Genomic DNA, 26,679 nt, shown 5'->3' on the forward strand with positions numbered 1-26,679 from the left:
AATCGCATGCTTAGCTACATTTAACTTAAAATAAAGTGCCCAAAAGTTTAATTGATGAATGTGACACTCAGTATATAACTTAACATCTTGTTAAAGATTCATTGTTCCCGAGAAAAATCATCTGGTACAATCAGTTAATAGCATAATAATATTGATAACCTTGCGAGCAATGAAATGATTTATAAGGCACAGAGTCCAGCTGGATTTGCCGAAGAGTATATAGTTGAATCTATATGGAGCGGTCGCTTCCCTCCCGGTACCATACTTCCTGCAGAGCGTGAACTATCAGAATTAATTGGGGTAACCCGGACAACATTACGCGAAGTACTGCAACGCTTAGCTCGAGACGGTTGGTTGACTATCCAACATGGCAAGCCTACAAAAGTGAATAACTTCTGGGAAACCTCAGGTCTGAACATATTGGAAACCTTGGCTCGTTTAGACGAGGATGGGATTTCAGAACTGGTGGATCATCTGTTGGCGGCGCGTACTAACTTAAGTGCGGTATTTATCCGCGGAGCCATCCGTAATAACCAACAAAAAACCATTGAAATTCTGCAGCAATATAAAGAAGTAGAGCAAGATGGAACTGCATTTGCTGTTCAAGATTATCAATTAAATCATGACTTAGCCTTTGCATCTGGAAACCCTGTTTATGTTCTGATGATGAATGGTTTTAAAGGTTTGTATTCACGCATCGGCGGTTACTACTTCTCTAACGAGAAATCTCGTGCTCTGACCCATGATTATTACCAGCAATTGCTCGCGCTTGCTGAAAAAGGCGATTACGAAAGTGTGTTATTAGTGATTCGCAAGTACGGTATCGCCAGCGGTAAACTGTGGAACGAGATGCGTGATGAAATGCCTAAGGGCTTAGTTGACTAACGTGAGCGCACAGATATTGTGCCAATAAAGTGTTATCTGATTTGAAATAGCCGCAATTGTTGCGGCTATTTTGTTTTGTTGCGCCACCTTGCCCGTCAATCTTTAAACTCGCTATTCGATTCCTCAGATCTTGCCGATTATCCGTCATCCCTGGTTGTCTTTGGAGTAGTACTATTGGGTAAAAATTACAAAATCGGGTCAAAAATATCACGGATGTTGTATTTTCATGATTTTAAGACTTGGCGGTGAAGTAGATTAAAGTACCACGGCTGTTTCTCAAAACAGACTAGGTTATTCTCGCCTTTTATTTTATAAGTCATTAAATTTCAAAGGTTATACCCGTTTCAGCGTACCACTGTCCGTAATAAGCAACAGAATTGCTGCTCATTTATCTTATACATAATACCAATGCTTGAATGTGAAACTAATTTGCGACGGGCAAAAATTTTTGAGCGCGTGGCGGAGGTAGTGTGTATAAGGCATTATTCATTTTTACAGCGACATGTCTCGGGTGAAAATTCAGGTTAATCTCTCGGCTTTCTAATACCAATACTACCTTGGGATTTTCCGCACGGGGCAATTTCAAAGGGCTCCGGCACAGTCACAGACACCACACCGCTCTAACTGTGTAACTTCTTTTTTTATTCATTTAAGTGTTTTCGATCCTCAGGTTTACGCAGGGGAGAGTCGTTACTATCTTATCCTTTAGTCTAATATTCGGCGAGTTTGGCACATATTTAATTTGTGGTTCGAAAGTTGCAATCCGTGGGTGAAACGTAGCGCTTTCACACGTTACGAGTTCAAGTATTGAAAAAACTGCCAATCACTGGGAACGACCATCCCCAGAATTGTAAAAACGCCAAAATCAGTAAAGGGACCAGAAATAAAATGACAACCCAGAATTCCGTCAATCGTCAATGCCTCAAGGCGGTATCTCGTCAAAGGAGTACTCTGTCACGTCTCGTGGGTTTAGTGTGTTTAATCGTCAGTGTGGGGGCTTCTACCCAAGTTCAGACACCAGAACAAGCACCTATTGACAACAAAAAAACGCAACCGGTAAAGCAAACTCAGTCTAAGGTGAAAGATAAGCAAGACAATGAAGCTAAGCCTTTAGACGCGGCTGCTGATCCCGCTGAGGCACCAGCAGAGAAAACCAGCGAAGAGCGCGTATTCTCATTAGTCACAGAGCAAGCGAAATCTCTTGCTGCTAAGTCATATGTGCCACCTAAACAAGACCTTCCAGCTGAATTAGCGGAGATGAATTATCAGCAGTACCGCGCCATTCGCTTTAACCCAGAAAAAGCCCAGTGGAAAAACAAAGCCAAATTTGAAATGCAATTGTTCCATCCAGGTTTTTTATACCGCTCACCGGTGGGCATTAAAATAGTCGATGACAACAGTGGCACTAAAAACATGTTGTTTGAAACAGACCGCTTTATTTATGAAAAGGATGCTGCAGCCCTGAAAGGGTTGGTGCCTAAAGACGCAGGTTTTGCCGGTTTCAGAGTGCATTACCCATTAAAAACTAACCACTACAAAGATGAAGTAGCAGTCTTCTTAGGTGCGTCTTATTTTCGATTGATAGGCCCTGGGCAAGTTTTCGGTATTTCAGCCCGTGGACTTGCAATCGACACAGCCGAGGCCAGCGGAGAAGAATTTCCAGCATTTACCAAATTCTGGATGCTAGAGCCCAAAGGGGATGATACCAAACTCGTGTTCTTTGCCTTGCTTGATAGTAAATCAGTGACTGGGGCGTATCGTTTTGAACTTGTTCCAGGGTTAGATTCTGTCATGCACGTGCAAAGCGTTATATTCGCCCGTGAAGACGTTAAAAAGTTAGGTGTCGCCCCACTTACCAGCATGTACCTCAGCGGCGAAAACGACACGCGCAAGTTTGACGATTTCAGGCCTGAAGTGCACGACTCTGATGGCTTATCAATGCAAACATCTAGCGGTGAGTGGATATGGCGCTCATTGAATAATCCTAAAGACCTGCGGGTTACTTCTTTGCAAGACGACCAACCTAAGGGATTCGGGCTACTGCAACGTGACCAAGACTTTAAGAGCTATCAAGATGCTGAAGCTCACTATGATCAACGACCTGGTATGTGGATAACCCCCAACAACCATTGGGGTAAAGGAAGAGTAGAGCTGGTTGAAATACCAACTAACTCAGAAACAAATGACAACATTGTTAGTTACTGGGTACCGGCTAAACCCTTTAAAAAAGGGGAAATGCGTCAGTTCGATTACACCTTGAAGACAGTAAACGGAGCTCTTCGTCACGAAGAAGTCGCTCGCGTGACTCAAGTATTCAACAGTTGGGCAGCCTTACCCGGTCAAGATAACGCGCCAGAGAGAAGCGAGCGTCAAATGGTGATTGATTTTAGTACTGATGCATTTGCGCATTTGACCGATTCAATTCGTTTAACGCCGCAGTTATCACTGTCGTCAGGTTCGTATAAAGATTTAGAAGTGATTCAACTACCTGACAAGAAAACGTGGCGCGCTCAATTTAAGTTAGTGCCTGAAAACGACAATGCGATAGATATGCGCCTGTTTCTTACCCTTGGGGATACTCAGGTGAGTGAAGTGTGGAATTACGTATGGAGCGCCAACGAGGTTGAGTAATTTTAGCCTTTATAGCAATCGAGATAACAGCGAGGGCAAGACCATGTTAATAAATATCAAGGGTAAGGCCGTCCGGAAATGGATATACGCATTAATGGTGTTTATCACTTCTATTGCGGGCAGCTGGATGATGTACGAAATCTTTTCAGAAAGCGGTATAACCGTGCTTGAAGTGGTTTTGTTGGTGTTGTTTAGTATTACTTTTTTGTGGATCTCTGCCGCGTTTTGGAGCGCCTTTATCGGTTTCATTTTGCAGATATTTGACATCGACCCCCTGAAGCTTAAGCGCAATAAACATTTTGCTGGGCAATTAGACAATGTCACTGTGAAAGACAGGCATGCTGTTGTCATGCCCGTATACAACGAAGACACAGATCGCATCATGGCGGGCTTCGAGGCGTGCTTAGTCGATTTACAACGGACGGGGCAGCTAGATCACTTTGACTTTTATATGTTAAGTGACACTCAGAACCCTGATATGGCTCAAGCTGAACTCACCGCGTGGAATGAGCTTTGTCAGCGCCTGGGGGCATTATCAGAAAATATCTATTACCGCCGCCGCGAAAAAAACACCCATCGTAAAGTAGGTAACTTAGCCGACTTTTGTCAGCGCTGGGGTTACCAGTACGAATCAATGATCGTGCTCGATGCCGATAGCGTGATGACAGGTGAGTGCATGTTGACGCTCGTTAAGGCAATGCAACAAAACCCGATGTCAGGTTTAATTCAAACCGTGCCTATTCCAGTGCGCTCACAAACCTTGTTTGGGCGGTTTTTACAGTTCGCATCGTGCTTGTATTGCCCGATGCTGGCAACCGGTCAAGCATTCTGGCAAACCGACAGCGCAAACTACTGGGGGCACAATGCCATTATCCGTGTGGACGCATTTATTCAACATTGTGGTTTACCCACTTTAGCGGGTAAAGCGCCGTTTGGTGGTGACATACTAAGCCATGATTTTGTTGAAGCTGCACTGTTAAGACGTGCAGGATGGGACGTACTACTACTGGCCGATTTAGAAGGCAGTTACGAAGAGATCCCTAGTAATATTATTGATTACGCCACGCGAGACAGACGTTGGGTGCAAGGCAATATTCAGCATCTTGGCATTATCAATGGTAAGGGTTTGCACACGGTCAATCGTCTGCACTTTCTCTTTGGTGCGTTGGCCTATATGTCGTCATTAGTGTGGTTGGTGATGTTAGTGCTAAGCACAATAGACGCCGTTGTAAGGGCGACCACAGAAACGGTGTTCTTTGCTTCCAATTATTCTTTGTTTCCATCGTGGCCTGTGGTGAAAACTGAATACATCATTACTCTGCTAAGTGCTACAGCAATCATGCTCTTGGGGCCAAAATTACTGGGCGCTATAGTGGCCTTAGTTAGGCGCAGAGATAAATTTGGCGGCGGATTAGCGTTAATGACCGGCGCATTAATTGAGGCGACTATCGCCATTATCATTGCTCCTTTAATGATGTTTTATCACGCCTATTTTGTACTTAACGTACTTGTTGGCAAGAATGTCAGCTGGGACGCTCAAGGCAGAGAAGGCCGTATGGTGCCTTGGAAAGAAGCCTTTAAACGTACCTGGGTCGCCAGCGCTATTGCTATTGCTTGGGGCGGTATCACTTTGTCTTTAACGCCTATTTTGTTTTGGTGGTTGGCGCCAGTGTTACTTGGTTTATTACTCGCAGCACCCATTATTCGGTTTTCCAGCAGTCTGTATTTAGGCAAATTGAGCCGCAGTTTAGGTATGTTTGTCAGCCCTAGCGAAGTGGAGGAAATCCCGGCACTGCGCACATTAAGGATCCGCCTGGCCAACATGCAGCACCAGGACGAAATATTGTTATCTAGTCCGCTTATGCCGCCTGAGCAGTGGCAAGACATGCCGGAGCAAAGTTTTGAGTTTTTGTCATCCAGTGTAGAAATGCCGATACAGCGACTGGCGAGTGATAACAAGCAACAGTAACTCGATTGTGGCTGGTGGCTCGACTATAGCGTGTTACGCCTAGCAAGCTTATTAGCCACGTATGGCTTTAGCGGCTGAGCCGCGAATATGTACCACATTTAACGCTGCACCTTTTGCCGACCTTATGGTCGGCTTTTTTTGTGGTGAGGTGTAGCGAAAATAGATTGTAATTAATTGAATCCAGATTACCCTCTTGCACGTTTAAACGTATTACCTTATTTATAACCAATGCGAGAGGACACTATGAAACAAGATCCGATGTTGAGTTTGCTCAGTGCCACAGCTCAGGGAGATAAAGCCGCATTCGCTAAGCTTTATCAAGCGTCGAGTAAGCAGTTGTATGCTGTGAGCTTGAAAATGTTGAAGCGCAAAGAGCTGGCAGAAGAAGCACTTCAAGAAGCTTACGTGCGAATTTGGCACAATGCCTCTCAGTATCGGGCCGGTAAAGGCACAGTGCTCACCTGGATGATCAGTATTGCCCGCTATCGAGCGTTAGATATACTGCGCTACCATTCAGTGCGCAAAGAAGAACCCCTCACTGATAATGAAGTCGGCGTGCAAACTTCAAGTGAACCCATGACAGAAACCCAACAAGGTTTGTTGGAAAAATGCATGGGAGCGCTGGACGTGCAGCAACGCCAAGCGATTCATTTAGCATATTTTAACGGGATGTCACATCACGAAGTAACCGCCCACTTGGATCTGCCGCTTGGTACGATTAAAAGCTGGATCCGCCGAGGATTACTATCATTACAAAGGTGTTTGAAATTATGAATTATTTAAACCCTGATCTATACAATGCACTTGCTGCCCAATACGTATTGGGTACACTGCGGGGCCCTGCTCGACGACGTTTTAGCAGGCTTATAATGCAACACAGCGCAATCAGCGAAGCGGTTAATAGCTGGGAGTTGTATTTAAACTCTTTAGGTGAACAGTTACCTGATGTGGCGCCAGACAACGACGTTTGGCGAAAAATAGAGCAGCGCTTAGGTTTTATTCAAGCGCAAAAGATCGCTTCGCAAGTAGAACCAGCACCGACAAGTAAGTTTGAACCTAGCAATGTGGTACGCATACCAGAGAAGAAGCCTCGCTTATGGCAAGCCCTTGCAGGTTTGGCTTCAGCGGCCGCTGTAGTGCTTGCTGTATTGCTAGTGCAAATGCAGCCAGCACCGATTTCAGAGGTCACCCAGATAGCGGTTATCAATAATCAGCAAGCAGATCTATTATGGAGCATCGAAATAACCGATGAAGAAATAGCAGTCAGAGCAACCAAAGCCTTGCAAGCGAAGCAGGGTGTTGACTACGAGCTTTGGATCGTTCCAGAGGATGGTAACGCACCTGTATCCTTGGGCTTGCTGCCAAAAGATGGGGCCAGCACTTTGGTTAAGCCTCTGGTATTTGAGCAAATCAATATTGCTGCCTTGGCGGTTAGTTTAGAGCCATTGGGAGGTTCACCAAACGGTTCACCCACTGAAGTGTTATTCACAGGAAAATTAGTTATTCTGTAAAAGAAGTAAAAACTAAATAATTCAAATTTTTATAAACAGCGAAACCTTGGTTTCGCTTTTTTTTTTAACTAAATTTTAAAAACCAGGTTTGTTTGCATCCAGTTACTTGAGTGAGTCGTTTAATGAGTATCAGCGCCAATATATACGCTAGCCAAGTGTGAGACGTATTTGATGGATTTGATATCTATTCAACAAGTAAATAAAAAGGAAACGTCATGCAAAAAACAAAATTAACATTGTTAGCCTCGACCATGTTGAGTCTAACCTTTGGTCAGGTTGCACAGGCTTCTAGTCACAGAGAAGCACCGAATATCACACGCACCCCCACGGTTGATTCAACCGATTTTTACGCATTTAACAGCTACGAAGAAGGGAGAGGCGAATATGTCACTCTTATTGCTAATTATATTCCCCTGCAAGATGCTTACGGCGGGCCAAACTATTTCGCTATGGACCCTGCAGCGTTATACGCGATCCATATTGATAACGATGGCGATGCGGTTGAAGACATGAGCTTTACCTTTAAATTCAGCCAAACCCTACCGAATGACAATGCCGGTGTGACTTTAATGGTCGGCCCAGAAGGTGAGCAAAAAGCCGTAGGCGTGCCACTTAAGAATGTCGGCGGTATCAGTGCTAGCGATCAAGCCAATGCAAACTTTAAGGAAAACTACTCAGTTAATTTGGTATCAGGCCCTATGCGCACAGGTACCAGTGCAGCAGTAATGAACGACACATCTGGCAGTGCAAGCTTTGGAAAGCCATTGGATTACATCGGCAATAAAACGTTTGCTAGTGCTGAACAATACAAAGCATACGCCGATAGCTTTATTTACAGTGCCACGATTCCAGGCTGTGATAGCCCCGCTAAAGTGTTCGTTGGTCAGCGTAAAGACCCCTTCACCGTTAACTTAGGCAAGGTATTTGATTTGGTTAACTTTGTTCCTGTAGAAGGCGACAGTGCACCAGGTGCAGGTGACGAAGGCGGGTTCCCTGGAGGCATCACTCAATCAACTGACAATGACGACTTGGCTGATAAAAATGTCACTAGTATCGCCATTGAGGTACCAAAAGCGTGTTTGATTGGCTCTGGAAACGGCAGCATAGGTGCATGGACTACCGCAAGTTTGCCACAAGCACGTATCTTGAACCCTAATGCTAGTTTTGCTAACAGCGAAGTCAACGGCGGTGCTATGACACAAGTTTCGCGTTTAGGCTCGCCTTTGGTTAATGAGTTAGTGATTGGTTTAGCGGATAAAGACACGTTCTCAAGTGCAGCTCCACAAGACGACGGGCAATTTGCAGATTATGTCACTCACCCTACGTTGCCTGAATTACTTAATATCTTGTTTAGAGATGCGGTTAACACGACTTTAGGTACAGATATTGAAACATTAGCCCCGACTCACTTTCCACGTACCGATTTGGTCACTGCATTTTTAACCGGTTTTGAAGGTGTAAACCAATTGTCCGTGGTGACTCCGTCGGAAATGTTGCGTTTAAACACTGGCATTGAAGCAAAAAGTGCTGATATGCAGTCGGCTTTCGGTGTAGCAGGTGATGACTTAGCAGGTTTCCCAAATGGTCGTCGCCCTGGTGATGACGTAGTGGATATTGCCTTGCGCGTAGTAATGGGTCGTTTATGTTACCCCATTCCAGTTAACGGTGAAGAGGTTGACCTAGGTTTGTGTGCACCTGAAGATGCCAGCGTAGGTAACGTGCCGTTTACTGATGGTGCCCCAAGCAATGCCTCAATGATGGATAGCAGCTTTCCCTATTTAGCCATGCCACTACCAGGTTCTGGCGCAGAGTAAGGAGAAGAATATGAGAAATAAAAAAATGAAGAGGCTGCCCCATCAAAAGGGAACAAGCCAATTACGGGTAATGAGTTTAGGTTTGGCGATGACCATTGTCTTAGCCGGATGTGATTTTGGCAGCGATGACAACGATGAAAATGTTGCCCCGAGTGCAGTCTCGGTTGACCTAACTACTCAAACCGAAACCGCCATAGTGGATATGCTCACTGCAACTGACGAGGACGGCGACAGCTTAACCTTTAGTTTGGTAGATGAGCCTAAGACAGGCACCGTAATGGTCGGTGACAATGGTGATTTCACCTATCAGCCTAACCCTGAAGTGACGGGCAGCGACAGTTTCACTTTCACCGTTACTGACGGTATAAATGAGCCGGTTAGTGGTTCAGTGAACATTACGATTGAAGCGCTAACCGTATCTTTTAGCAGCTACAGTCGAGCGGCCTTTGCCCAAGACCCGCAGGATGAGCCTTTGTCGACCAATGGTCGCTCGTTCACTCAGGATGTGGAAGATCCTGACGCTTATGATGATTTGTTGCAGGACTAAAAGGACTGCAATAAACATATTAATGAAAAGTTTGATAGCGCCATGGAAGGCGCCCCTTCAAGGAGATTTACCCGTGAAAAAGCAAGTGTTTGCTTTACACAATAAGGCGCTCATTTGGGTGCTTTTAGCGTTAGTTAGCATAGTGGTAAGCACTGCAAATGCAAAGAGTTACGTGCCCGCCTCAGAAAATATCGTGGTAGCCAAATGGACAGTAGTGGATAAGAGTGACTCCCCTAAAGAGCGGGTCGCACTGTTACTCAGCAAAGCCAACTTACCAGGACTAGCCAGTCGATACTATGGTCAAGCTAGTGCGTTAACGGAAACGCTGCTGCGAGATACCCCAAATGATATTGAACTGTCATTTTATCAGGCAAAAATCGCCCAACATTACCACCGCTTTGATACGGCTCTATCAATATTAACGGGCATTTTACGTCGCCAAGAAAACCATCCTTCCGCTTTACTCCTAAAAGCCAATATTTTGCTGGTACAGGGAAGATTAGTTGCAGCGAAACAAACATGCTTACAACTACTTGGCAAGGCTGAATTGTGGATCGGTGGTGCTTGCGCATTAGAAGTCAATGCCCAAAGTGGGAACAATGATAGTGTTGCTGATAGCTATGCACAGCTACTGAGCCTAGTTGAGCGCTCTTCATTGCACCAATATACTAACGTTGAGCAACAGCGCTGGGTTCAACAAATATTAGCAGAACTGGCGGCAAAACAAGGTATGTATAATCAAGCTCTTACCCACTTAGCTGCATTTGAATTAACTCAAGTGCCTGTGAGCTATTTGGCTTTGTGGGCAGATATTCAACTGGCTCTGAATAAGCCTGAGCGTGTACTGCGAATACTTGGGCCAATCGTTGAGCAAGCTGACAGTTTTGATGATGCTTTGTTAATACGTTTAGCCTTATCTGAAAACCAAATCAGCGATCAGCACACCCGCTGGACGCCACGTTTGACTCAGCGAATTAATATTCGTATGCAACGTAAAGATACGGCCCATGCCGCTGATATTGCGCGTTATTTTTTGGACATAGCACCAGATCGTAAAAAAGCGCTTTTTTGGGCCAAAATCAACTGGCAACAGGCTAGGTTAGATGACGATAAGCGCTTGCTCGAGCGAGCGATGGACGTACAATATGCCCCAGAGAAAAGAACAAATCAGTCAGCAGGAATGTAACATTGGTGAAAAATAATAATATGATTAGAAGCCTATTGATGGTGTTGGGCTTAGTGATCAGTTTGCCTAGTATTGGTCACCAATTAAGCACGGCGTATATCATTGCCAACGTAGATGCAACAGGCCGTATTCAAGGTGAATGGCAACTGGGTTTAACGGATTTAGAATTGGTATTAGGGCTAGACACGGACCTAAACGGTCAATTGACATGGGGAGAGGTGACTCAAAGGCGCAACGATATCGCCATTTATTTATCTGAACATTTAACGCTTAAGCGGGGCGGGTCAGCCTGCGCGACTCAATTTGCCGGTTTAGATAGATTAGAAGATCACGCGGACTCAGTGTTTGCGGTAACTGATTTTAGTGCTCAGTGTCCGCTAGCAGGTATATTCACCGTGGATTACAGTGCGATATTCGCTAAAGACGACAGTCACGAAGTCGTCGTCAATATCAGTGATGAAGCCAATACCCAGAGCTTCGTGCTGGATAGCACCCAGCGCCAAATTGATGTGGATTTAACGGATGGCAGTCGCTGGGTCACGTTTAAAGAATTTGTTTATCAAGGGATCATCCATATCTGGATTGGTACCGATCATATCCTGTTTTTGTTGGCACTACTGTTGCCTTGTGTATTGCTGCGTCAAGGCGGGCAATGGCAACGAAACCCACAATTAAAGAACGTACTGAGCACCACAGTGTGGATAATCAGTGCATTTACGTTAGCACATTCAATCACACTGACTGCAACAGCGTTAGGCTGGATAATACCGAGCAGTCGTTGGGTGGAATTTGGTATTGCGATTTCGGTGTTATTTGCAGCCCTGAATAACGTGAAGCCCATTATCTTGCGTTTGGGTTGGCTCACTTTTGCTTTCGGTTTGCTACACGGAATGGGATTTGCGGGCGTCTTGGGTGAACTCGGTTTACCGGGGGATCAGAAATTACTCTCTATCTTAGCGTTTAATTTAGGGGTAGAAATTGGCCAGTTAGCGATCGTGTTAGTTGCTTTACCGTTACTTATTTTACTTGCAAAAACAGCGCTGTACCGTCGCTGGGTCATGCCTGGTGTTTCCATTGGTATTGCATTAGTGGCGTTAAACTGGGCGATAGAGCGCTTTTGATAAAACACGTGATATAAACATCTCGCTCATGAAAAAGCCGGAACCGATTCTGAAGTGACCCCCAATAGTTGGACATTCCAATTACTGGGGGTCTTTTTATGTCCAAACATCACAGAGTATTTAAATTAAAGCTCGCTCAGCTAGGCCAAGAAGGGAGTTCTAGAGCGTTAGGCTTCTTGGTGAAACCACTCTATCTTTATAAAATCACTTGGCTTTGTGGGTAACCCCATAACGCGGGGTTTAATGGCTGCATCACGCCGTCTTTAATCGCAAAGCCGTTTTCTCTGTCGGTCTTAATTAACAGTGGGCCGTCTAAATCCACGTACTTTGCACAGTCACTTAACAAAGAAATAGGCGCCATCGCTAAAGAGCTACCCACCATGCACCCGAGCATTATTTCAAAGCCCATCACTTGGGCTTCTTGGGCGAGGGCATAGGCCTCCGTTAAGCCACCAGTTTTATCCAACTTGATATTGACTGCATCATAGCGACCTTTAAGGTAAGCCAATTCTTCACGAGTATGGCAACTTTCATCGGCGCACAGTGGCACGGGGCAGCTGTAATCAATTAAACCTGCGTCGTCACCTACCGGTAATGGCTGTTCAATTAAAATTACATTCAGTGCTTTTAAGTTATCACCGCAGGCTTTTAGATCGTCAATAGACCAACCCTCGTTGGCATCCACGATAAACTGGCTTTCGGGAGAAGCTAAATGTATGGCTTGCATCTTCTTTACAATGTCTTGGTTATCTAATTTCACTTTAATCAGTGGAGGATGACCCAGAGCTTTCGCCGCTGCGGCCATGGCTTCGGGCGTATCTATGCTTAGGGTTTGCGCCGTCACGCATGGCGCCGGGGTTGATAAAGACAATAGTTGTGCCACAGATTTTTGTTGTGATTTCGCCACTAAATCCCACAGGGCGCAGTCCATCACATTGCGCGCAGCACCTGAGGGCATTGCATTAATGCGCGCGCGAACTCCGCTTAAATCGCCCTCAAATGTAGCCAAGCTCTTAGCCGTTTGGTCAATTTGCTCCAGTACGCTTTGTACTGATTCTTGATAGCGGGCATAAGGAACTGATTCACCCCAGCCTGTGTGTACACCATCGGTTAAGGTGACCACCACCACATCGGCTTGTGTTTTAGCACCTCGTGCAATACGAAATACACTTTTCAGAGGCAGCGCTTGTTGGTAAGCCTCAACTTGAAAACCCATGCTGTTTTCTCCTGTATTTTTGCGTTTTCTGAGGGCATAGCCCCTAGTTTTATGTCTTGAGTTTATGTGAAGCCTTTAGCTTAGATTGGCAATGCGGCGACGATGGCATCGGCCCCATCGCGAAGCGGGTCAACACAGGGGAGCGAAAACTGCTCGCTTAGTTGCTGACAAATAGCACGGCCTTCTTCCACGCTGACGGCTGACGTATTCACGCTGATACCTGCTACCACCACATCGGGGTTGGTTAATCGAGCGGCTTGTAAGTTAAGGGCAATGGTGGCCTCAATACTTGGAAAGGCGGTATTGGGCAAACCGCGCATGTGCGTGCGATTAAGCGCATGGCAAATAACCAATGCATCAGGCTGCGAGCCGTGCAATAAGCCTAAGCTGACGCCTGCAAAAGCCGGGTGTGACAATGAGCCTTGTCCTTCAATCACATCCCAGTGGTCGTCACTGGCATCAGGGGATAATGACTCAGCCGCACCTGAGATAAAATCAGCCACGACACAATCAATTGCCACACCCGCGCCTGCCACCAAAATACCGCACTGACCGGTGGCGCGAAAATCAACCGCTATGTTTTGTTTAGCCATGGCGTGTTCAAGGCTCAACGAGGTATACATCTTACCTACCGAACAATCTGTGCCGACGGTTAATAAGCGCTTACCGGCCCGTTTGCGACCAGTGCCGGTGCTAAATACCGTGGTGGGATGGCGAATATCGAGCAACTCAACATCATACTGCTGTGCGCAATGAACTAGCTCAGGGTAGCTGGTCAGTCTTTGATGTAAACCACTGACGATATGCATGCCTTTTTTGATGGCTAATTCAATTAACGGCAACCATTTTTTATCTAAGATACCGCCACTGTTTGCAAAGCCAAGCACCAAGCTTTTAGCGCCGTTTTTAGCGGCTTCTTCAATGCTTAGTTTGTTTAATCCGGTGCTTACGGTGCAGCCTTCGACACTGAATTCACCGACGCATAAGTCAGGGCGCCAGTGGGCGACACTTTGAGCCATTTTAATCGACAGAGCATCGGTAGCATCACCGATAAATAACAAATAGGGGGCTTGGATCACCATGAGAATATCCTTAAAAACGCTATTTTACTGATTTATGGGGTAATCCTAGCGCGCTGGTCGAGAAAATAAAGTGACTATGTATAGCTGGGATATAACTTTAGGTTATGGCTTTGCTTATAAACTTAAGGTAACCGGGGTTTGGGCTTCACTCATGGTCTGAACAACCTAACGCTGTGCCTTTAGTTTATTTCAGCTTGTAGATAGGGCAGAAACCCCTGTACCGCTTTAGACAGTGGTCTGTTTTGTAAATGCAGGGCATTTATAGAAAAGCTAAGGGGCGGGGTGAACGATGCGATGGCAGTGTTATCGTTTAGATTTCCCAGCGCAGTATGCTTGTCCACCACGCATACACCTAAGCCCTGTGCCACTAATCTGGCGGCAATAAAATAGGTTTGTACTTGTATTGGACTATGAGGCTGCATGTTTTCGCTCTGCAGACGGCTGTATAGCATATCCCCCAGGGGGCCTGAATCACTGATACCAATAAAGGTAACACTCGCCAGCGCTTCAATACTAAGCAGTGAAGGTAATTCGGGAAATAACACTTTGGGATAGACCACTACCAACTCGGATTGCCCACACTCTATGCTGTCTACGCCCAATTTGGGACTTGGTTGAAACAAAACCGCCACATCAGATTTATGCTCAATAAGGCTTTGTAAGACAGCGTCGTTGTGCACGGTATTGATGCTGAAGCTCACATTAGGGTGCTGCTGATGGTAGCGAGCGATGGCTCTTGGCAATACGTCAAACCCCAATGCCGGAGTAATACCAATATTAATGTTGCCCGAGTGCGCATGTTTTATGTTGTGCGCAGTGTTATCAATACTGCGCATTTGCTGATGAATTTTGTCGACCTCGTCAAATAGCATATTTGCTTCAGGGGTTGGGATTAAGCGGCCTTTATTACGGGTAAATAACGAAAAGCCTAGCTGCTGCTCTGCATGGAGCAGCACTTTACTCACAGCAGGTTGAGACACGTGTAACACTTTAGCCGCGTTGGTAATTGAGCCCGTGGTGTAAATAGCGTGAAATATTTCTATGTGACGTAAACGCAAATATAAGATCTCGTGAAAAGAGTAACGACTTTGATACTGACTATCCTAAACAAAGCCTGCGGCTAAATCTCGTATTTAAGACAAATTGTTGTGGATATTTCACAGTAGAGCAAATGTGCAGTTTTCGATTGGTCATCGATTGGGCTTTACTGGTTGAGTGAGGCGGATTCATGCTAACGTGTTAAACATCATGATTATTTATATATCATTACTCGATTTTAGCCAAGCTAGGGGCTGTTTATCTTTGTGGTATAAATTTTGGTCAATCTAAACGCTTTTTAATCGCGGCGCTGTTTTGTAGGCCTAGTGGGCTAAGTCAAAAAACAGCAACAAAGAGTAAAAAGCGTTTAGGCAGAATCCTTCGGACAGCGTTTGTGCGTTATTTCTACTGCTTCAGTACTTACTCACGTAGAATAATTACATCACTCTCGTGCATTATTGTATAAATACCGCACAACTCGCTGCAAACACATATATCGAAGATCAACAGCCCCTAATAACCACCACATTCAAGGGAATTAACATGAAACTACGTCGCCTTTATTTAGCCGTTGCCGCCATTCCATTTACGTTTAGCCTCAGTCTCAGCGCCCATGCTGATAGCGTGAGTGAAAAAGTCAGTAGTGATATGCCTAAACTTATGGCCTTGTATAAAGACTTGCATGCTCATCCTGAATTAAGTGGCTTTGAGGTAAATACCGCAGCTAAACTGGCCAAACGCGCCAAAGCTTTGGGCTTTGATGTGACCGAAAATGTCGGGGGTACTGGCGTGGTCGCGGTACTCAAAAATGGCCCAGGCCCAGTGGTGATGATCCGCGCTGATATGGATGGTCTGCCAGTGGTGGAGCAAACCGGTTTGCCTTTCGCTTCGAAGGTGCGCGCTACCACAGAAGATGGCATCGAATCTGGCGTGATGCACGCCTGCGGCCATGATACCCACATGACTAGTTGGGTCGGTACGGCGCAAGCGTTAACTTCGATGAAAGATAAATGGTCTGGTACGTTAGTGATGATTTTGCAACCAGCAGAAGAGCGCGGCAAGGGGGCACGTGACATGCTGGCCGATGGGCTTTACGAGCGATTCCCAAAACCTGACTATGCACTGGCATTTCATGATGCTGCGGGTTTACCCGCTGGCACCATAGGTTATACCCCAGAATTTGCCTTGGCTAACGTTGACAGTGTTGATGTGATAGTTAAAGGGGCGGGTGGTCATGGCGCTTATCCCCATACCACTAAAGATCCTATCGTGTTGGCCAGTCGCATTGTGAGTGCTTTGCAAACGCTGGTGAGCCGAGAGCTAGACCCACAAGATTCAGCCGTAGTCACAGTCGGTAGCTTTCATGCGGGGGCGAAGCACAATATTATCTCTGACAAGGCCACAATGTTGTTGACTGTGCGCAGTTACTCTGATGAAACTCGTCAGGCATTACTGGATGGCATCGCACGTATCGCCAAAGGCGAAGCCATTGCTGCGGGCATGCCTGAAGCACTGATGCCAGAAGTGAATATTAAAGACGAATACACCCCAGCAACCTACAACACGCCTGAGTTTACTCACAAAATGGCTAAGGTATTTACTCAACGTTTCGGCGAAAAGCGCGTTGTTCAAACCCCTGCGGTTATGGGCGGCGAAGATTTTAGTCGCTTTTATCGTGCCGATAAGAACATTCAAAGCCTTATCTTCTGGGTTGGCGGGGTAGAGCAAGGTGATTGGGATAAAGCAAAAGAAGATGGCACATCTTTGCCATCATTACACAGCCCTTATTGGGCACCAGAGGCGGATGCGGTAATAACCACCGCCACAGAAGCGCTGACGGCCGTAGCATTGAATATCATGCATAAGAACTGACTAGTACCCAGCAAATCAGATGTAGGATGGGGCGCGTGAACAGGCATCGCACTTCATGCCAAGAATAAAAAAGCCCCGTGATTAACGCTTCATCACGGGGCTTTTATTTTTTCATTGTTCGCCTTTCTATTAGGTCACGTCTGCGTGATACACAATGCTAGCGTGCAGGTTCAAGCCGCAAGACTACTCGTCTAAGCCTCGGCGTTTTAATAACGCATCTGTGCTGGGCTTGCTGCCGCGAAAATCGAGGTAGTCTTGCATCAAATCTTGGCTGTTACCCATGGATAGCACCCGACTACGGAATTTGTCGCCGTTATCACGGTTTAAACCGCCATGCTCAGCCATATAGGCAAAGGCATCAGCTGCAAATACTTCAGTCCATAAGTAGGCGTAATATCCCGCAGAATAGCCACCGGCAAACGCATGGCTAAAGTAGGCAGATTTATAGCGTGGTGGCACTGGCGCGTAATCAATACCGTGTTTAGCCAACGCTTTTTGTTCAAAATCAGCCACGTCTGTGATCTTGGTACCGGCCGGGATTGAATGCCATTCCATATCCAGCAAAGCGGACGCTAAATACTCAGTGGTATCAAACCCTTGGTTGAAGTGATGGGCAGCCAGGAGCTTCTCTAATAAGTCGTTTGGGATCGCTTCCCCCGTCTGATAATGCTTGGCATAATGAGCAATTACCTCTGGGTCGATGTCCCAATCTTCATTGAACTGAGACGGGAACTCCACAAAGTCACGTGCTGTTGAGGTGCCCGCCAAGGTTGGGTATTTCACCTGAGAAAATAGCCCGTGTGCGGCGTGTCCAAACTCGTGAAACAAGGTGGTCACTTCATCAAAGGTTAGCAGTGTCGGCTGACCAGCGGCGGGTTTAGGGATGTTGAGTACATTGTACACAACGGGCTTTTGACCGAGCAGGTCGCTTTGGGTGACAAACTCGTCCATCCATGCGCCGCCACCTTTGCCTTCGCGGGCATAAGGGTCAAAGTAGAACAGGCCAATGCTGCTACCGTCTTCATTAAACACTTCAAAGGCTTGCACATCTTCTTGGTATACCGGCAAATCTTCACGGGCTTTAAAGGTAATGCCGTACAGTTTTTGCATCGCAAAGAAAAGGCCATCATTCAGTACACGCTCAAGTTCGAAATAAGGCTTAATTGTACTCTCATCGAGATCGTATTTCGCCTTGCGTACTTTCTCACTATAAAACGCCCAATCCCATGGTTGTACAGCAAAATTTTTGCCATCAGCTTTGATTTGCTGTTGAACGGCTTGCGCCTCTGTTTGCGCTTTTGCGACCGCTTTAGGCGCTAAATCGTCGAGTATTTCGTAAACTGCCGCTGGGGTTTTAGCCATTTGGTCAGCCGTTACATAGGCCGCCCAGGTTGGGTAACCTAACAGCTGTGCTTTTTGTGCCCGCAGCTCAGCAAGTTTGATAAGCACTGGACCGTTACTGGCCATGGCGCGATGCGCAGATGCTTGCCAAATCTTTTTACGTAGATCGCGATTTGCTAAGCTGCCAAGAATGGGTTGACGAGTGGTGTTCACAAGCGTGATCAAGTAACCGTCTTTGCCCGCTTCTTTTGCCGCGCTCGCAAGGGTCGCTATTTCAGCGTCAGACAAACCACGTAGTTGGCTTTTATCGGCAACGAGAATGGTGTCTTGTTTGAACGACTTGAGTAAGTTTTGTGAAAACTCAGTGGCCAAGCTTGAAAGTTGACCATTGATCTCGCGCACGGTTGCTTTGTCGGCGTCGCTGAGTTTTGCCCCTGCGCGCACAAATTTCTGGTAGTAGTGTTCAACTAAGCGCTGATCGATGGAATTTAGTGAAGCTTTGTCAGAATAAATGCTTTGAATGCGGGCAAATAGTTTCGCATCAAGATAAATGTTGTCATCGTGCGCGGTGAGCTTAGGGCCCATCTGTGCTTCGATGCGCTGATAGTCATCGTTGGAGATCACGCTTGATAGGTTGTAAAAAACTTTGCTGACGCGCGTTAATAGAGCGCCTGATTTTTCCATGGCCACAATAGTATTATCAAATGTAGGCGTCGCTGGGTTGTCAGTAATACTAGCGATTTCGATATTGTGCTGTTCTATGCCGGCTGCAAAAGCGGGTTCGTAGTCGGCCATGGTGAGCTTATCGAATTGCGGTGCTTGATACGTCAACGAACTTTTATTAAACAATACATTGCTGGTGGATGTTGCCATGGCTTTAGCTTGCTCTGTGTTGGTTTGTTGGTGATTGACCACGTTAGTTGAACAGGCACCTAGCACCAAGGTGGCACCTACGGCGGCGGCGATAATTGATATACGCATTGAAACTCCATAATATTAATAATATGCCAAGCCCAAAATGGCTGAAAAAACTGAAAATAAAAACTGAAAACAACAGGCATATAAGACTCGGCTACTCTATCAAGCGTTGCCCAGTGCTAACAATGCTTTCAGGCCCGGTAATGCTGAGGTTTATCGCAAATAGGCTCACTAAAGTGCGAGCAATTGTAACAAGTGTGACTGATGTAACATTTGGGCCCTAATATGCTGTTTCAGATGGTTTTGCGTACCTTATTGTCAGCCTGCTGAATTGTCTTTAAGCTTATCCCCTGGAACTTACTCTATTTTCATATTTGCTGCCCGAGGGACGCCACCTTACATGCCGATCCAATCACTGCTGTTTGCCGTTGAAGTGACTTTACCCATCAGTTTATTAATTGTGCTGGGGATCGTATTCAAGCGCATCCGCTGGATAAACGAAGAATTTGCCATTATTGGCTCACGGCTGGTATTTAACGTGACCTTACCTTGCTTGCTGTTCGTCAATATTGCCAAAACCGACTTGAGCGTGACCACGCCTACTTACTTGTTAGTGTTTGCGGCGATAGCAACTACCGTCACGTTTTTGTTGTTTAATTTAATCGCCTTGAAGATTAGGCGCAAAGAGGCTCGAGGTGCATTCGCGCAAGGTGCGTGCAGGGGCAATATGGCGATTATCGGTTTGGCCCTGTCGGTTAGCGCATTTGGCGAGACCGCTCAGGCGTTGGCGTCCATGTATTTAGCGGCCATTGTCATATTGTATAACGTGTATTCCATTTTAACTCTGTATTACCACCAAGCAGCCACAGCTTCATTGAAATTAGTCAGCTTAAGTGTGATCAAAAACCCGTTAGCGATTGCCATTGCGCTAGCCATATTGGTTGCCCTTGTGCCTATTCCTCTGCCTGATTTACTGTACGAATCTGGCAGTTATCTAGCGCAAATGACGTTACCTTTAGCGCTGTTATGCGTAGGCGCATCTATTCGATTACAAGAATTTAAAGCGTCTAAGTTGCTGTATATCGCTATTGCCAGCAAGATTGTGTTTATCCCGCTGTTCACGACTGTTATTGGCTATTATTGTGGGCTTAAGAATGAAGAGTTAGGGGTGTTGTATATCATGATGGCCACACCCACCGCAGCGGCTGCTTACCCAATGGTACGCGCGATTGGTGGTGACCATCATCTTACTGCTGCGATTATCGCTGGCAGTACCTTGTTCTCGATGTTTACCACCACCCTTGGGTTGTTTTTACTGCACCTGCTGAGCTGGGTTTGAGCAGATGCGGGTAGTGTCTGTATTAACTTCATTAGGCTTGCACCGCTTTTAAAATGATAGGCGTCAAAGACTCTGGCAACGCCACTTTACCCGCCAACACAAACGCGTGTGCATCATCTGACATCTTCATCCAGGTTTTGCGAATAATATCTATCCACTTTTGCTCAGTGTAGTCAGGATGCTTGGCGGCAAATGCCAGCATATAGTGTTCAATGAAGACCAGACCCACCACGTCTTCTAGTAGTTGTGTATCTGGGTTTGATTTTATAGCGACTTTGGCCACAGCTTTTTTTGCTCTTGCAACGTCCGCTTCATCAAATCCCGCTTGCTGCATTACCTCAGCGACTTTATCAGCGTGAAAGGTGTACAAATCGCTGCGCCATTTATGGTAACCCTGACGATCCATAGGGTAAGCGCTGCGCGGAGATTGCCAGCGCTGTATGTGTTGCCCGCGAATGGCCAGTTTGACCACGTGATCCGCATCGCTTCGATAGCGCTCTAACATGTTAGACATGCGTAAACTGTATAGCAGCTCTTTTGGCCAATCTTTGCCCTCGGCTTGTTCTATATTAGGATCTTCGCTGTTAGCGCTATCGATTAGATTGACGGCTTGTTCGTAAGCGGCTTGAGTCATGTGGGGCTCCATGGATGGATGAGAATAAGTACGGATAGACAATTTTCGCTATTTTAGCCTAAAGCGCATGGTTAATTATATGCTTATGTTGCAGTTATTACTGTGATAGCAGGGGGCATATTCGTAGGTGTTGTTTTGTGGCTAGAGGCAAAAAAGAGATTGTTTATTTGTGTGGCACTTTTTTTCATGGGGAGAGTGTAAGCAGTGTAATAAGCCAATTAGATACGAGCCAATTTTTACAGTACAGCGTTTCTCATATTGAAGGTAATACGAATATTGTTGCCACCAGTGATGCTCCGTTTTTCGGCTATGCCTGGGGATTGAATTTGATGGGCAAGCAACAGTACAACAGGCTTCGATAGTAAAGCAGTAAGCCATAATAGAAAAAGCCAAAACAGCGGGTTAGCATGTTTTGGCTTTTGAAGGTATAAGTTCGTTATTGCACCTTAATACCCATGTTATAGAGGGTAAAACCAAAGATGTCAGCATACTGCTCTATGGTTTTGCTGATGGGCGTACCCGCACCGTGCCCCGCATTGGTTTCGATACGTATCAACATAGGGTTAGGGCCTGTATTTTTGTCTTGCAGCTGGGCGGCAAACTTGAACGAATGAGCGGGGACCACGCGATCATCATGATCGCCGGTGGTAATAAGCGTGGCAGGGTAGTTAACGCCTCCACGCACATTTTGCACCGGTGAATAGGTCATCAAGTAATCAAACATTTCTTTGCTGTCTTCTGAGGTGCCGTAATCGTAAGCCCAGCCAGCGCCTGCGGTAAAGGTATGATAACGCAGCATATCCAGCACACCTACAGCAGGCAGGGCGACTTTAAATAAGTCTGGGCGTTGAAGCATAGTGGCGCCTACCAGTAAACCACCATTTGATCCCCCGCGGATCGCCAAGTAATCAGCACTGGTGTAGTTTTGCTCGATTAAATACTCGGCTGCGGCGATGAAGTCATCAAACACATTTCGCTTTTGCAATTTCGTGCCAGCGTCATGCCAGGCTTTACCGTATTCACCGCCGCCGCGCAAATTCGGTACCGCGTAAACACCCCCTTGTTCAAGCCATGCGGCATTGACACTACTGAAAGCGGGTTGCAAGCTGATGTTAAAACCGCCATAGCCATAAAGCATGGTTGGGTTGGTGCCATCCAGTTTTAGGCCTTTTTTATGGGTAATGATCATAGGGACTTTGGTGCCGTCTTTAGACGTATAAAAGACCTGTTTAGATTCATAAGCGTCGCTGTCAAAATTCGCTTTCGACTTTAAATAAACCGATGATTCGCCGCTTTCCACATTGAGGCTAAAAATGGTGCTAGGCGTTTTATAATTGGTGAAGCTGTAGTACAAGGTTTGTTGGTCTTTTTTGCCATCGAACCCACTGGCAGTGCCCACCCCTGGCAACGTGATTTCTCGCACCAGCTTAGCGCTCATATCAAGCTGCTTCACATTTGAAATAGCGTCAACCATGTAGCTGGCAAAAATGTATCCGCCGCCGGTGGATACGTCTAATACGTTGTCGGTTTGGGCAATAAAATCCTGCCAGTTTTTAGGCTGTGGCTGACTCGCATCAACAGAGACCACACGCTTATTCGGCGCATCTAAATTAGTCACAAACAACAAGGTGCTACCTTCATTATCCAGCAGGTTTGTGTCTGAATCTGTGTTTTCTAAGATAGTCACCAAAGGACTATCTGGTTTACTTAAATCTTTTAAATACAGTTTGTTACCTGAGGTGGAAACCGCAGCACTGATTAATAGATAGCGGTTATCTTCGGTCACTTGGCCTGACACATAGCGATTTTTTTGCTCATCAGTACCGCCAAAAACAAGAGTGTCTTGGGTTTGTTTATCGTTTAAACGATGGAAATAGAGTTTGTGCTGGTCCGTTTTCGCAGACAGCTCGCTACCCTCTGGTTTGTCATAGCTTGAATAATAAAAACCTTCATTACCTAACCAAGATATGCCGCTGAATTTGATGTCTTTTAGGGTTTCGCTAACAGGCTGCATGGTTTCAACATCAATCGTTATCGCTTTGCGCCAGTCGCTGCCGCCTTCTGAAATCAAATAAGTAACTAAACTACCGTCTTTTGAAAAATCGATGCTGGCCAAAGAGGTCGTGCCATCTTCACTAAATGAGTTGGGATCTAAAAATACCTGAGCTTCACCATCGTCCAATTGGCGATATAATACCGCTTGGTTTTGCAAGCCGTCGTTCTTGAAGAAGTAGGTATATTTGCCTTCTTTGAAAGGGGCGCCAACTTTTTCGTAGTCAAGCAACACTTTCAGGCGCTCTTTTAATTTGTCGCGTGAAGGTACTTGCGCTAAATAGGCTTGGGTAACGGCATTTTCAGCTTGTACCCACTGCTCGGTTTCGCTGCTCATATCGTCTTCTAACCAGCGGTAAGGGTCGGCCACTTGCTTGCCGAAGTAGGTGTCGGTCACGTCACCTTTTTGCGTTTTTGGATAAGATAAGTTCATTTCTTGTAGTTGGTTACTCGTAGTAGAAGTATTCATTGTCGCTGAGGTTTGGTTGGTAGAAAGGTTCGCGTTGCTACAACCCATAAGTAGTGCGCTGATACTGACTGCGATAAGCGTTAATTTCATTTATTTAACCTGATATATGTCGTTTTTATAAGTAGTGATGCGTCTTTTTGTGCGCATTGTTCACTGATAATACCTTAATCTACACCTCTATGATAAACCTCAAACTGTGTCTAAAAATGTATAAGTAATACTTATTTATATAAATTAGATTTGATAATAGTTAAAAAAAACAAATGCTTATGTAAAATACTGAGTGACAATTATTTACATTTGATTTACATTGGGCTTGTTCGGCGAGCGAAATGAGCTGAACAGCGGCGGAATAGTCGAGGTATTAAGAGCACAATTAAGAAGGCGAACCTACCTCGACGCCTTTCTCTTTCTTCTTGGTATGTAACATCATGTCTTCAGCAAATGTTTCCTCTTTTGATTTTGTCATTGTGGGCGCGGGTTCAGCAGGATGCGCGTTAGCCGCACGCTTGACTGAAAATAGTCAGTATCGGGTGTGTCTTGTTGAAGCGGGTGGTCAAGACAGCAATCCAATGATCCATATTCCTTTCGGGCTATCCCTATTATCTCGCTTTAAAAATATTAATTGGAATTACAATACGGCGCCTCAGCCTAAATTGAATAACCGAGCCTTGTTTTGGCCAAGGGGGAAAACCTTAGGCGGCTCTAGCGCTATTAATGCGATGTGTTATGTGCGCGGCGTTCCCCAAGATTATGATCGCTGGCAACAACAGGGTGCTTTAGGTTGGAACTGGGACGCCGTGCTGCCCTATTTTAAGAAATCTGAAGACCAACAGCGTGGCGCCGATGCCTATCATGGTACGGGCGGCCCTTTGAGTGTGGCCGACTTACGCTTTGTAAACCCTATGTCGCAGACCTTTGTTGACGCGGCTAATAATGTCGACTTGCCTGTTAGCGAAGACTTTAACGGCACCCAGCATGAGGGATTGGGAATATATCAAGTTACGCATAAAAATGGGCAGCGCTGCTCTAGTGCGAAAGGCTATTTAGCACTAGCACAAAATCGCGAAAATTTTACTTTGATAACACATGCGCTGGTCGAAAAGGTCATTGTCAAAGACGGCCGAGCAACAGGGCTGACTTTACGAATTAATCACAAGTTACACGTGCTCAACGCTACCAAAGAGGTGCTGCTTTGTGCGGGGGCAATCAATTCACCGCAGCTGTTGATGCTATCGGGGATTGGCCCCAGGCAACATTTAGAGGACAAGGGTATCGAGGTATTAAAGGATTTGCCCGGGGTCGGTCAAAATTTGCAGGACCATCTCGATGCGATCATTCAGTACCGCTGCCAATCGAAACACAGTTATGCCATTTCATTAGGTAAGTTGCCACGTTATGTGAAGGCGGCTTTTCGCTATTGGCGCAAGCGTAACGACATTCTTTCGTCAAATATTGCCGAAGCCGGTGGGTTTGTAAAAAGTCAGTTCGCTAGTTCATTGCCAGACATTCAATACCATTTCTTACCGGCTATTTTACAAGATCATGGTCGACAGACTGCATTTGGTTACGGCTTTGGTTTGCACGTGTGTAATTTGTATCCTAAAAGCCGAGGGGAGATTACGCTTGCTTCAAGCGACCCTGCCGAGCCTGCGGTGATTGACCCGTGTTATTTGTCACACCCTGATGACCAAAACGTGATGATCGATGGCATTAGACAAGGCCGAGAGATTTTACAGTCTCGAGGGTTTTATGACTATCAAGGTGAAGAAGTGAAGCCTGGAGCTGCAATGCAAAGTGATGAACAATTATTAGCGTTTTTAAGAGCGAATGCAGAAACGATTTATCACCCGGTAGGTACATGCAAAATGGGCGCAGACACCGATGATATGGCTGTGGTAGACAATCAATTAAACGTGCGCGGTGTAGTGGGTCTAAGGGTGGTTGATGCATCAGTCATACCCAGCTTAATGGGTGGGAATACCAATGCACCAACAATTATGATTGCTGAGCGTGCTGCGGATTTTATAAAACAGCATCATCGATAGGCGCTTAGGGCCGCTTTTTAGCTTTGAGAAGTGTTGTGTTCAGCTTACGACGTTTCTGGCGCATCTTTTTTTCTATCTGGGGTAACAAGGCCGCATGCTTTTTGTGTATCACATGGTAAAGAAAGATATTTCTTAATTTTACCATTTGCATCCCTTTAGGAATGATTTGCCGCTCGTCAATCATAAATGTGGCATATTTTACTTCCCCCGAATGAAGCATTTCAACGGTATTCTTGATGACTTCATCTTTTAGCAGGTTAGCCCGAATATCCACATCTTTGAGGTACCCCAAAGCTCTTTCATTGGTGAGCAGGGTATTCTTACTGTTGTTCAATACTGCTCTATCACACTGTATATCTGGAAGGCACAGTAAAACTAATGTGGCGCGTACTAACTCGGGTGTAACCAGAATAACATTATCAAATGTAGTCACTACTCTGCCTAGTCGATAGGCGTCTCCATCGACTTTACCTTCGCTTAGCAGTGATATGCCTGTTAATGCGGGTGTGGCAATGCTCTTAACGTTAAATCCAAGTTCTGTGTATATCTCTTGGATTACTTTTAGGTACGGCTCTGCACCCGGATACTCAACATAGCTAAGGATGAATTGCTCTTTGAATGGGTTGACTTTAACCGCCTGGATAATCGGCGCTTGTTGTGTGGCTGGGTCTACTTCAGTGGCAGTATCAGGAGTAATTGCATTCGCAAACGCAAAAACACTCATCAGGGTTAACCCGAAAAGTAAGATTGCGCGTTGTAGCTGGTTGAAATTCATAAATTTAGGCAATGTAAGATTTGAGTGAACTGGAGCATCGGCTGCCTTCTGGAGGCTCGATGCATAATAGCGTAAAAGGCAGAGGGAAAATGCTGTTATTAGACAGATAGTGATGTAAATCAAATTCATACAGAGTGAACTCTTCTGATTAGCATATTATTTAAACGATACAGTGATGAATTGAGCTGATCGTAAAAGTAACTTATATATTTTACACATCGTTGTGACTTA

The 26,679-nt window shown here is 45.7% G+C and carries 20 protein-coding genes; 13 read left to right on the forward strand and 7 right to left on the reverse strand.

The genetic code is table 11. The features are described 5' to 3' along the window. Nucleotides 1-174: 174 nt before the first annotated feature. The 9 genes from fadR (at nt 175) to GMES_RS07605 (ending at nt 11,664) form a co-directional block, all read left to right on the forward strand. Nucleotides 175-885, forward strand: coding sequence for a fatty acid metabolism transcriptional regulator FadR (gene fadR / locus GMES_RS07565; RefSeq protein ID WP_006992043.1), 711 nt, complete (start codon nt 175-177; stop codon nt 883-885). Between the two features lie 888 nt (nt 886-1,773). After that, nucleotides 1,774-3,516: an OpgD/OpgG family glucan biosynthesis protein gene (locus GMES_RS07570; RefSeq protein WP_039986880.1), complete on the forward strand. Its 1,743-nt coding sequence runs from the start codon at nt 1,774-1,776 to the stop codon at nt 3,514-3,516. Between the two features lie 43 nt (nt 3,517-3,559). After that, nucleotides 3,560-5,485, forward strand: a complete 1,926-nt coding sequence (gene mdoH, locus GMES_RS07575) for a glucans biosynthesis glucosyltransferase MdoH (RefSeq protein WP_083879589.1) — start codon at nt 3,560-3,562, stop codon at nt 5,483-5,485. Nucleotides 5,486-5,728: 243 nt separating this feature from the next. Beyond that, nucleotides 5,729-6,259, forward strand: a complete 531-nt coding sequence (locus tag GMES_RS07580) for a sigma-70 family RNA polymerase sigma factor (protein WP_006992046.1) — start codon at nt 5,729-5,731, stop codon at nt 6,257-6,259. Continuing rightward, nucleotides 6,256-6,996, forward strand: a complete 741-nt coding sequence (locus tag GMES_RS07585) for an anti-sigma factor (RefSeq protein ID WP_006992047.1) — start codon at nt 6,256-6,258, stop codon at nt 6,994-6,996. The genes GMES_RS07580 and GMES_RS07585 overlap by 4 nt, the downstream gene beginning before the upstream one ends. A gap of 251 nt (nt 6,997-7,247) precedes the next feature. After that, a complete protein-coding gene (locus GMES_RS07590; RefSeq protein ID WP_407636007.1) occupies nt 7,248-8,810 on the forward strand; it encodes a DUF4331 domain-containing protein in 1,563 nt (520 codons plus the stop codon). Nucleotides 8,811-8,820: 10 nt separating this feature from the next. Beyond that, on the forward strand, nt 8,821-9,357 hold the full coding sequence (locus GMES_RS07595) for an Ig-like domain-containing protein (RefSeq protein ID WP_006992049.1): 537 nt from the start codon (nt 8,821-8,823) through the stop codon (nt 9,355-9,357). A 73-nt stretch (nt 9,358-9,430) separates the two neighbouring features. Continuing rightward, nucleotides 9,431-10,543 carry a tetratricopeptide repeat protein gene (locus GMES_RS07600; RefSeq protein ID WP_006992050.1) on the forward strand — a complete coding sequence of 371 codons (1,113 nt, stop codon included), beginning with the start codon at nt 9,431-9,433 and terminating at the stop codon, nt 10,541-10,543. A gap of 5 nt (nt 10,544-10,548) precedes the next feature. Beyond that, complete coding sequence (locus GMES_RS07605) at nt 10,549-11,664, forward strand: HupE/UreJ family protein (RefSeq protein ID WP_006992051.1); 1,116 nt, start codon at nt 10,549-10,551, stop codon at nt 11,662-11,664. Nucleotides 11,665-11,860: 196 nt separating this feature from the next. On the opposite strand, the gene dgcA is transcribed toward GMES_RS07605, so the two are convergent. The 3 genes from dgcA to GMES_RS07620 all read right to left on the reverse strand — a co-directional run bounded on the left by dgcA (nt 11,861) and on the right by GMES_RS07620 (nt 15,020). After that, nucleotides 11,861-12,880: an N-acetyl-D-Glu racemase DgcA gene (dgcA, locus tag GMES_RS07610; protein ID WP_006992052.1), complete on the reverse strand. Its 1,020-nt coding sequence runs from the start codon at nt 12,878-12,880 to the stop codon at nt 11,861-11,863. Between the two features lie 80 nt (nt 12,881-12,960). Then, nucleotides 12,961-13,962 carry an N-acetyltransferase DgcN gene (dgcN, locus tag GMES_RS07615; RefSeq protein ID WP_006992053.1) on the reverse strand — a complete coding sequence of 334 codons (1,002 nt, stop codon included), beginning with the start codon at nt 13,960-13,962 and terminating at the stop codon, nt 12,961-12,963. Nucleotides 13,963-14,141: 179 nt separating this feature from the next. Continuing rightward, a complete protein-coding gene (locus tag GMES_RS07620) occupies nt 14,142-15,020 on the reverse strand; it encodes a LysR family transcriptional regulator (protein ID WP_006992054.1) in 879 nt (292 codons plus the stop codon). Nucleotides 15,021-15,543: 523 nt separating this feature from the next. Between GMES_RS07620 and GMES_RS07625 the strand changes: the two genes are divergently transcribed. After that, nucleotides 15,544-16,872, forward strand: a complete 1,329-nt coding sequence (locus GMES_RS07625) for an amidohydrolase (RefSeq protein ID WP_006992055.1) — start codon at nt 15,544-15,546, stop codon at nt 16,870-16,872. A 183-nt stretch (nt 16,873-17,055) separates the two neighbouring features. Here GMES_RS07625 and GMES_RS07630 read toward each other — a convergent pair whose 3' ends face one another. Then, nucleotides 17,056-19,194 carry a M3 family metallopeptidase gene (locus GMES_RS07630; protein ID WP_006992056.1) on the reverse strand — a complete coding sequence of 713 codons (2,139 nt, stop codon included), beginning with the start codon at nt 19,192-19,194 and terminating at the stop codon, nt 17,056-17,058. Nucleotides 19,195-19,531: 337 nt separating this feature from the next. Between GMES_RS07630 and GMES_RS07635 the strand changes: the two genes are divergently transcribed. Beyond that, nucleotides 19,532-20,470, forward strand: a complete 939-nt coding sequence (locus GMES_RS07635; protein WP_006992057.1) for an AEC family transporter — start codon at nt 19,532-19,534, stop codon at nt 20,468-20,470. Between the two features lie 31 nt (nt 20,471-20,501). Here the strand turns inward: GMES_RS07635 and GMES_RS07640 are convergent, their stop codons facing one another. Further along, nucleotides 20,502-21,104: a DUF4202 domain-containing protein gene (locus GMES_RS07640; RefSeq protein WP_006992058.1), complete on the reverse strand. Its 603-nt coding sequence runs from the start codon at nt 21,102-21,104 to the stop codon at nt 20,502-20,504. 137 nt (nt 21,105-21,241) lie between these two features. Here GMES_RS07640 and GMES_RS07645 point away from each other — a divergent pair, with 137 nt between their 5' ends. Continuing rightward, nucleotides 21,242-21,466 (forward strand): hypothetical protein, encoded by a 225-nt coding sequence (locus GMES_RS07645; protein ID WP_006992059.1) that lies wholly within the window; start codon nt 21,242-21,244, stop codon nt 21,464-21,466. A 74-nt stretch (nt 21,467-21,540) separates the two neighbouring features. Here the strand turns inward: GMES_RS07645 and GMES_RS07650 are convergent, their stop codons facing one another. After that, entirely contained in the window at nt 21,541-23,715 is a 2,175-nt protein-coding gene (locus GMES_RS07650) for a prolyl oligopeptidase family serine peptidase (RefSeq protein ID WP_006992060.1), read from the reverse strand. Nucleotides 23,716-24,056: 341 nt separating this feature from the next. On the opposite strand from GMES_RS07650, the gene GMES_RS07655 reads away from it, so the two are divergent. Beyond that, the gene (locus GMES_RS07655) at nt 24,057-25,673 is read left to right on the forward strand and encodes a GMC family oxidoreductase (protein WP_006992061.1); all 1,617 of its coding nucleotides are present in this window, start codon (nt 24,057-24,059) and stop codon (nt 25,671-25,673) included. Nucleotides 25,674-25,677: 4 nt separating this feature from the next. Here the strand turns inward: GMES_RS07655 and GMES_RS07660 are convergent, their stop codons facing one another. Continuing rightward, entirely contained in the window at nt 25,678-26,577 is a 900-nt protein-coding gene (locus tag GMES_RS07660; protein ID WP_006992062.1) for a hypothetical protein, read from the reverse strand. Nucleotides 26,578-26,679: the final 102 nt, after the last annotated feature.

This window comes from Paraglaciecola mesophila KMM 241, assembly GCF_000315015.1.
In the GTDB taxonomy this organism is placed as follows: domain Bacteria; phylum Pseudomonadota; class Gammaproteobacteria; order Enterobacterales; family Alteromonadaceae; genus Paraglaciecola; species Paraglaciecola mesophila.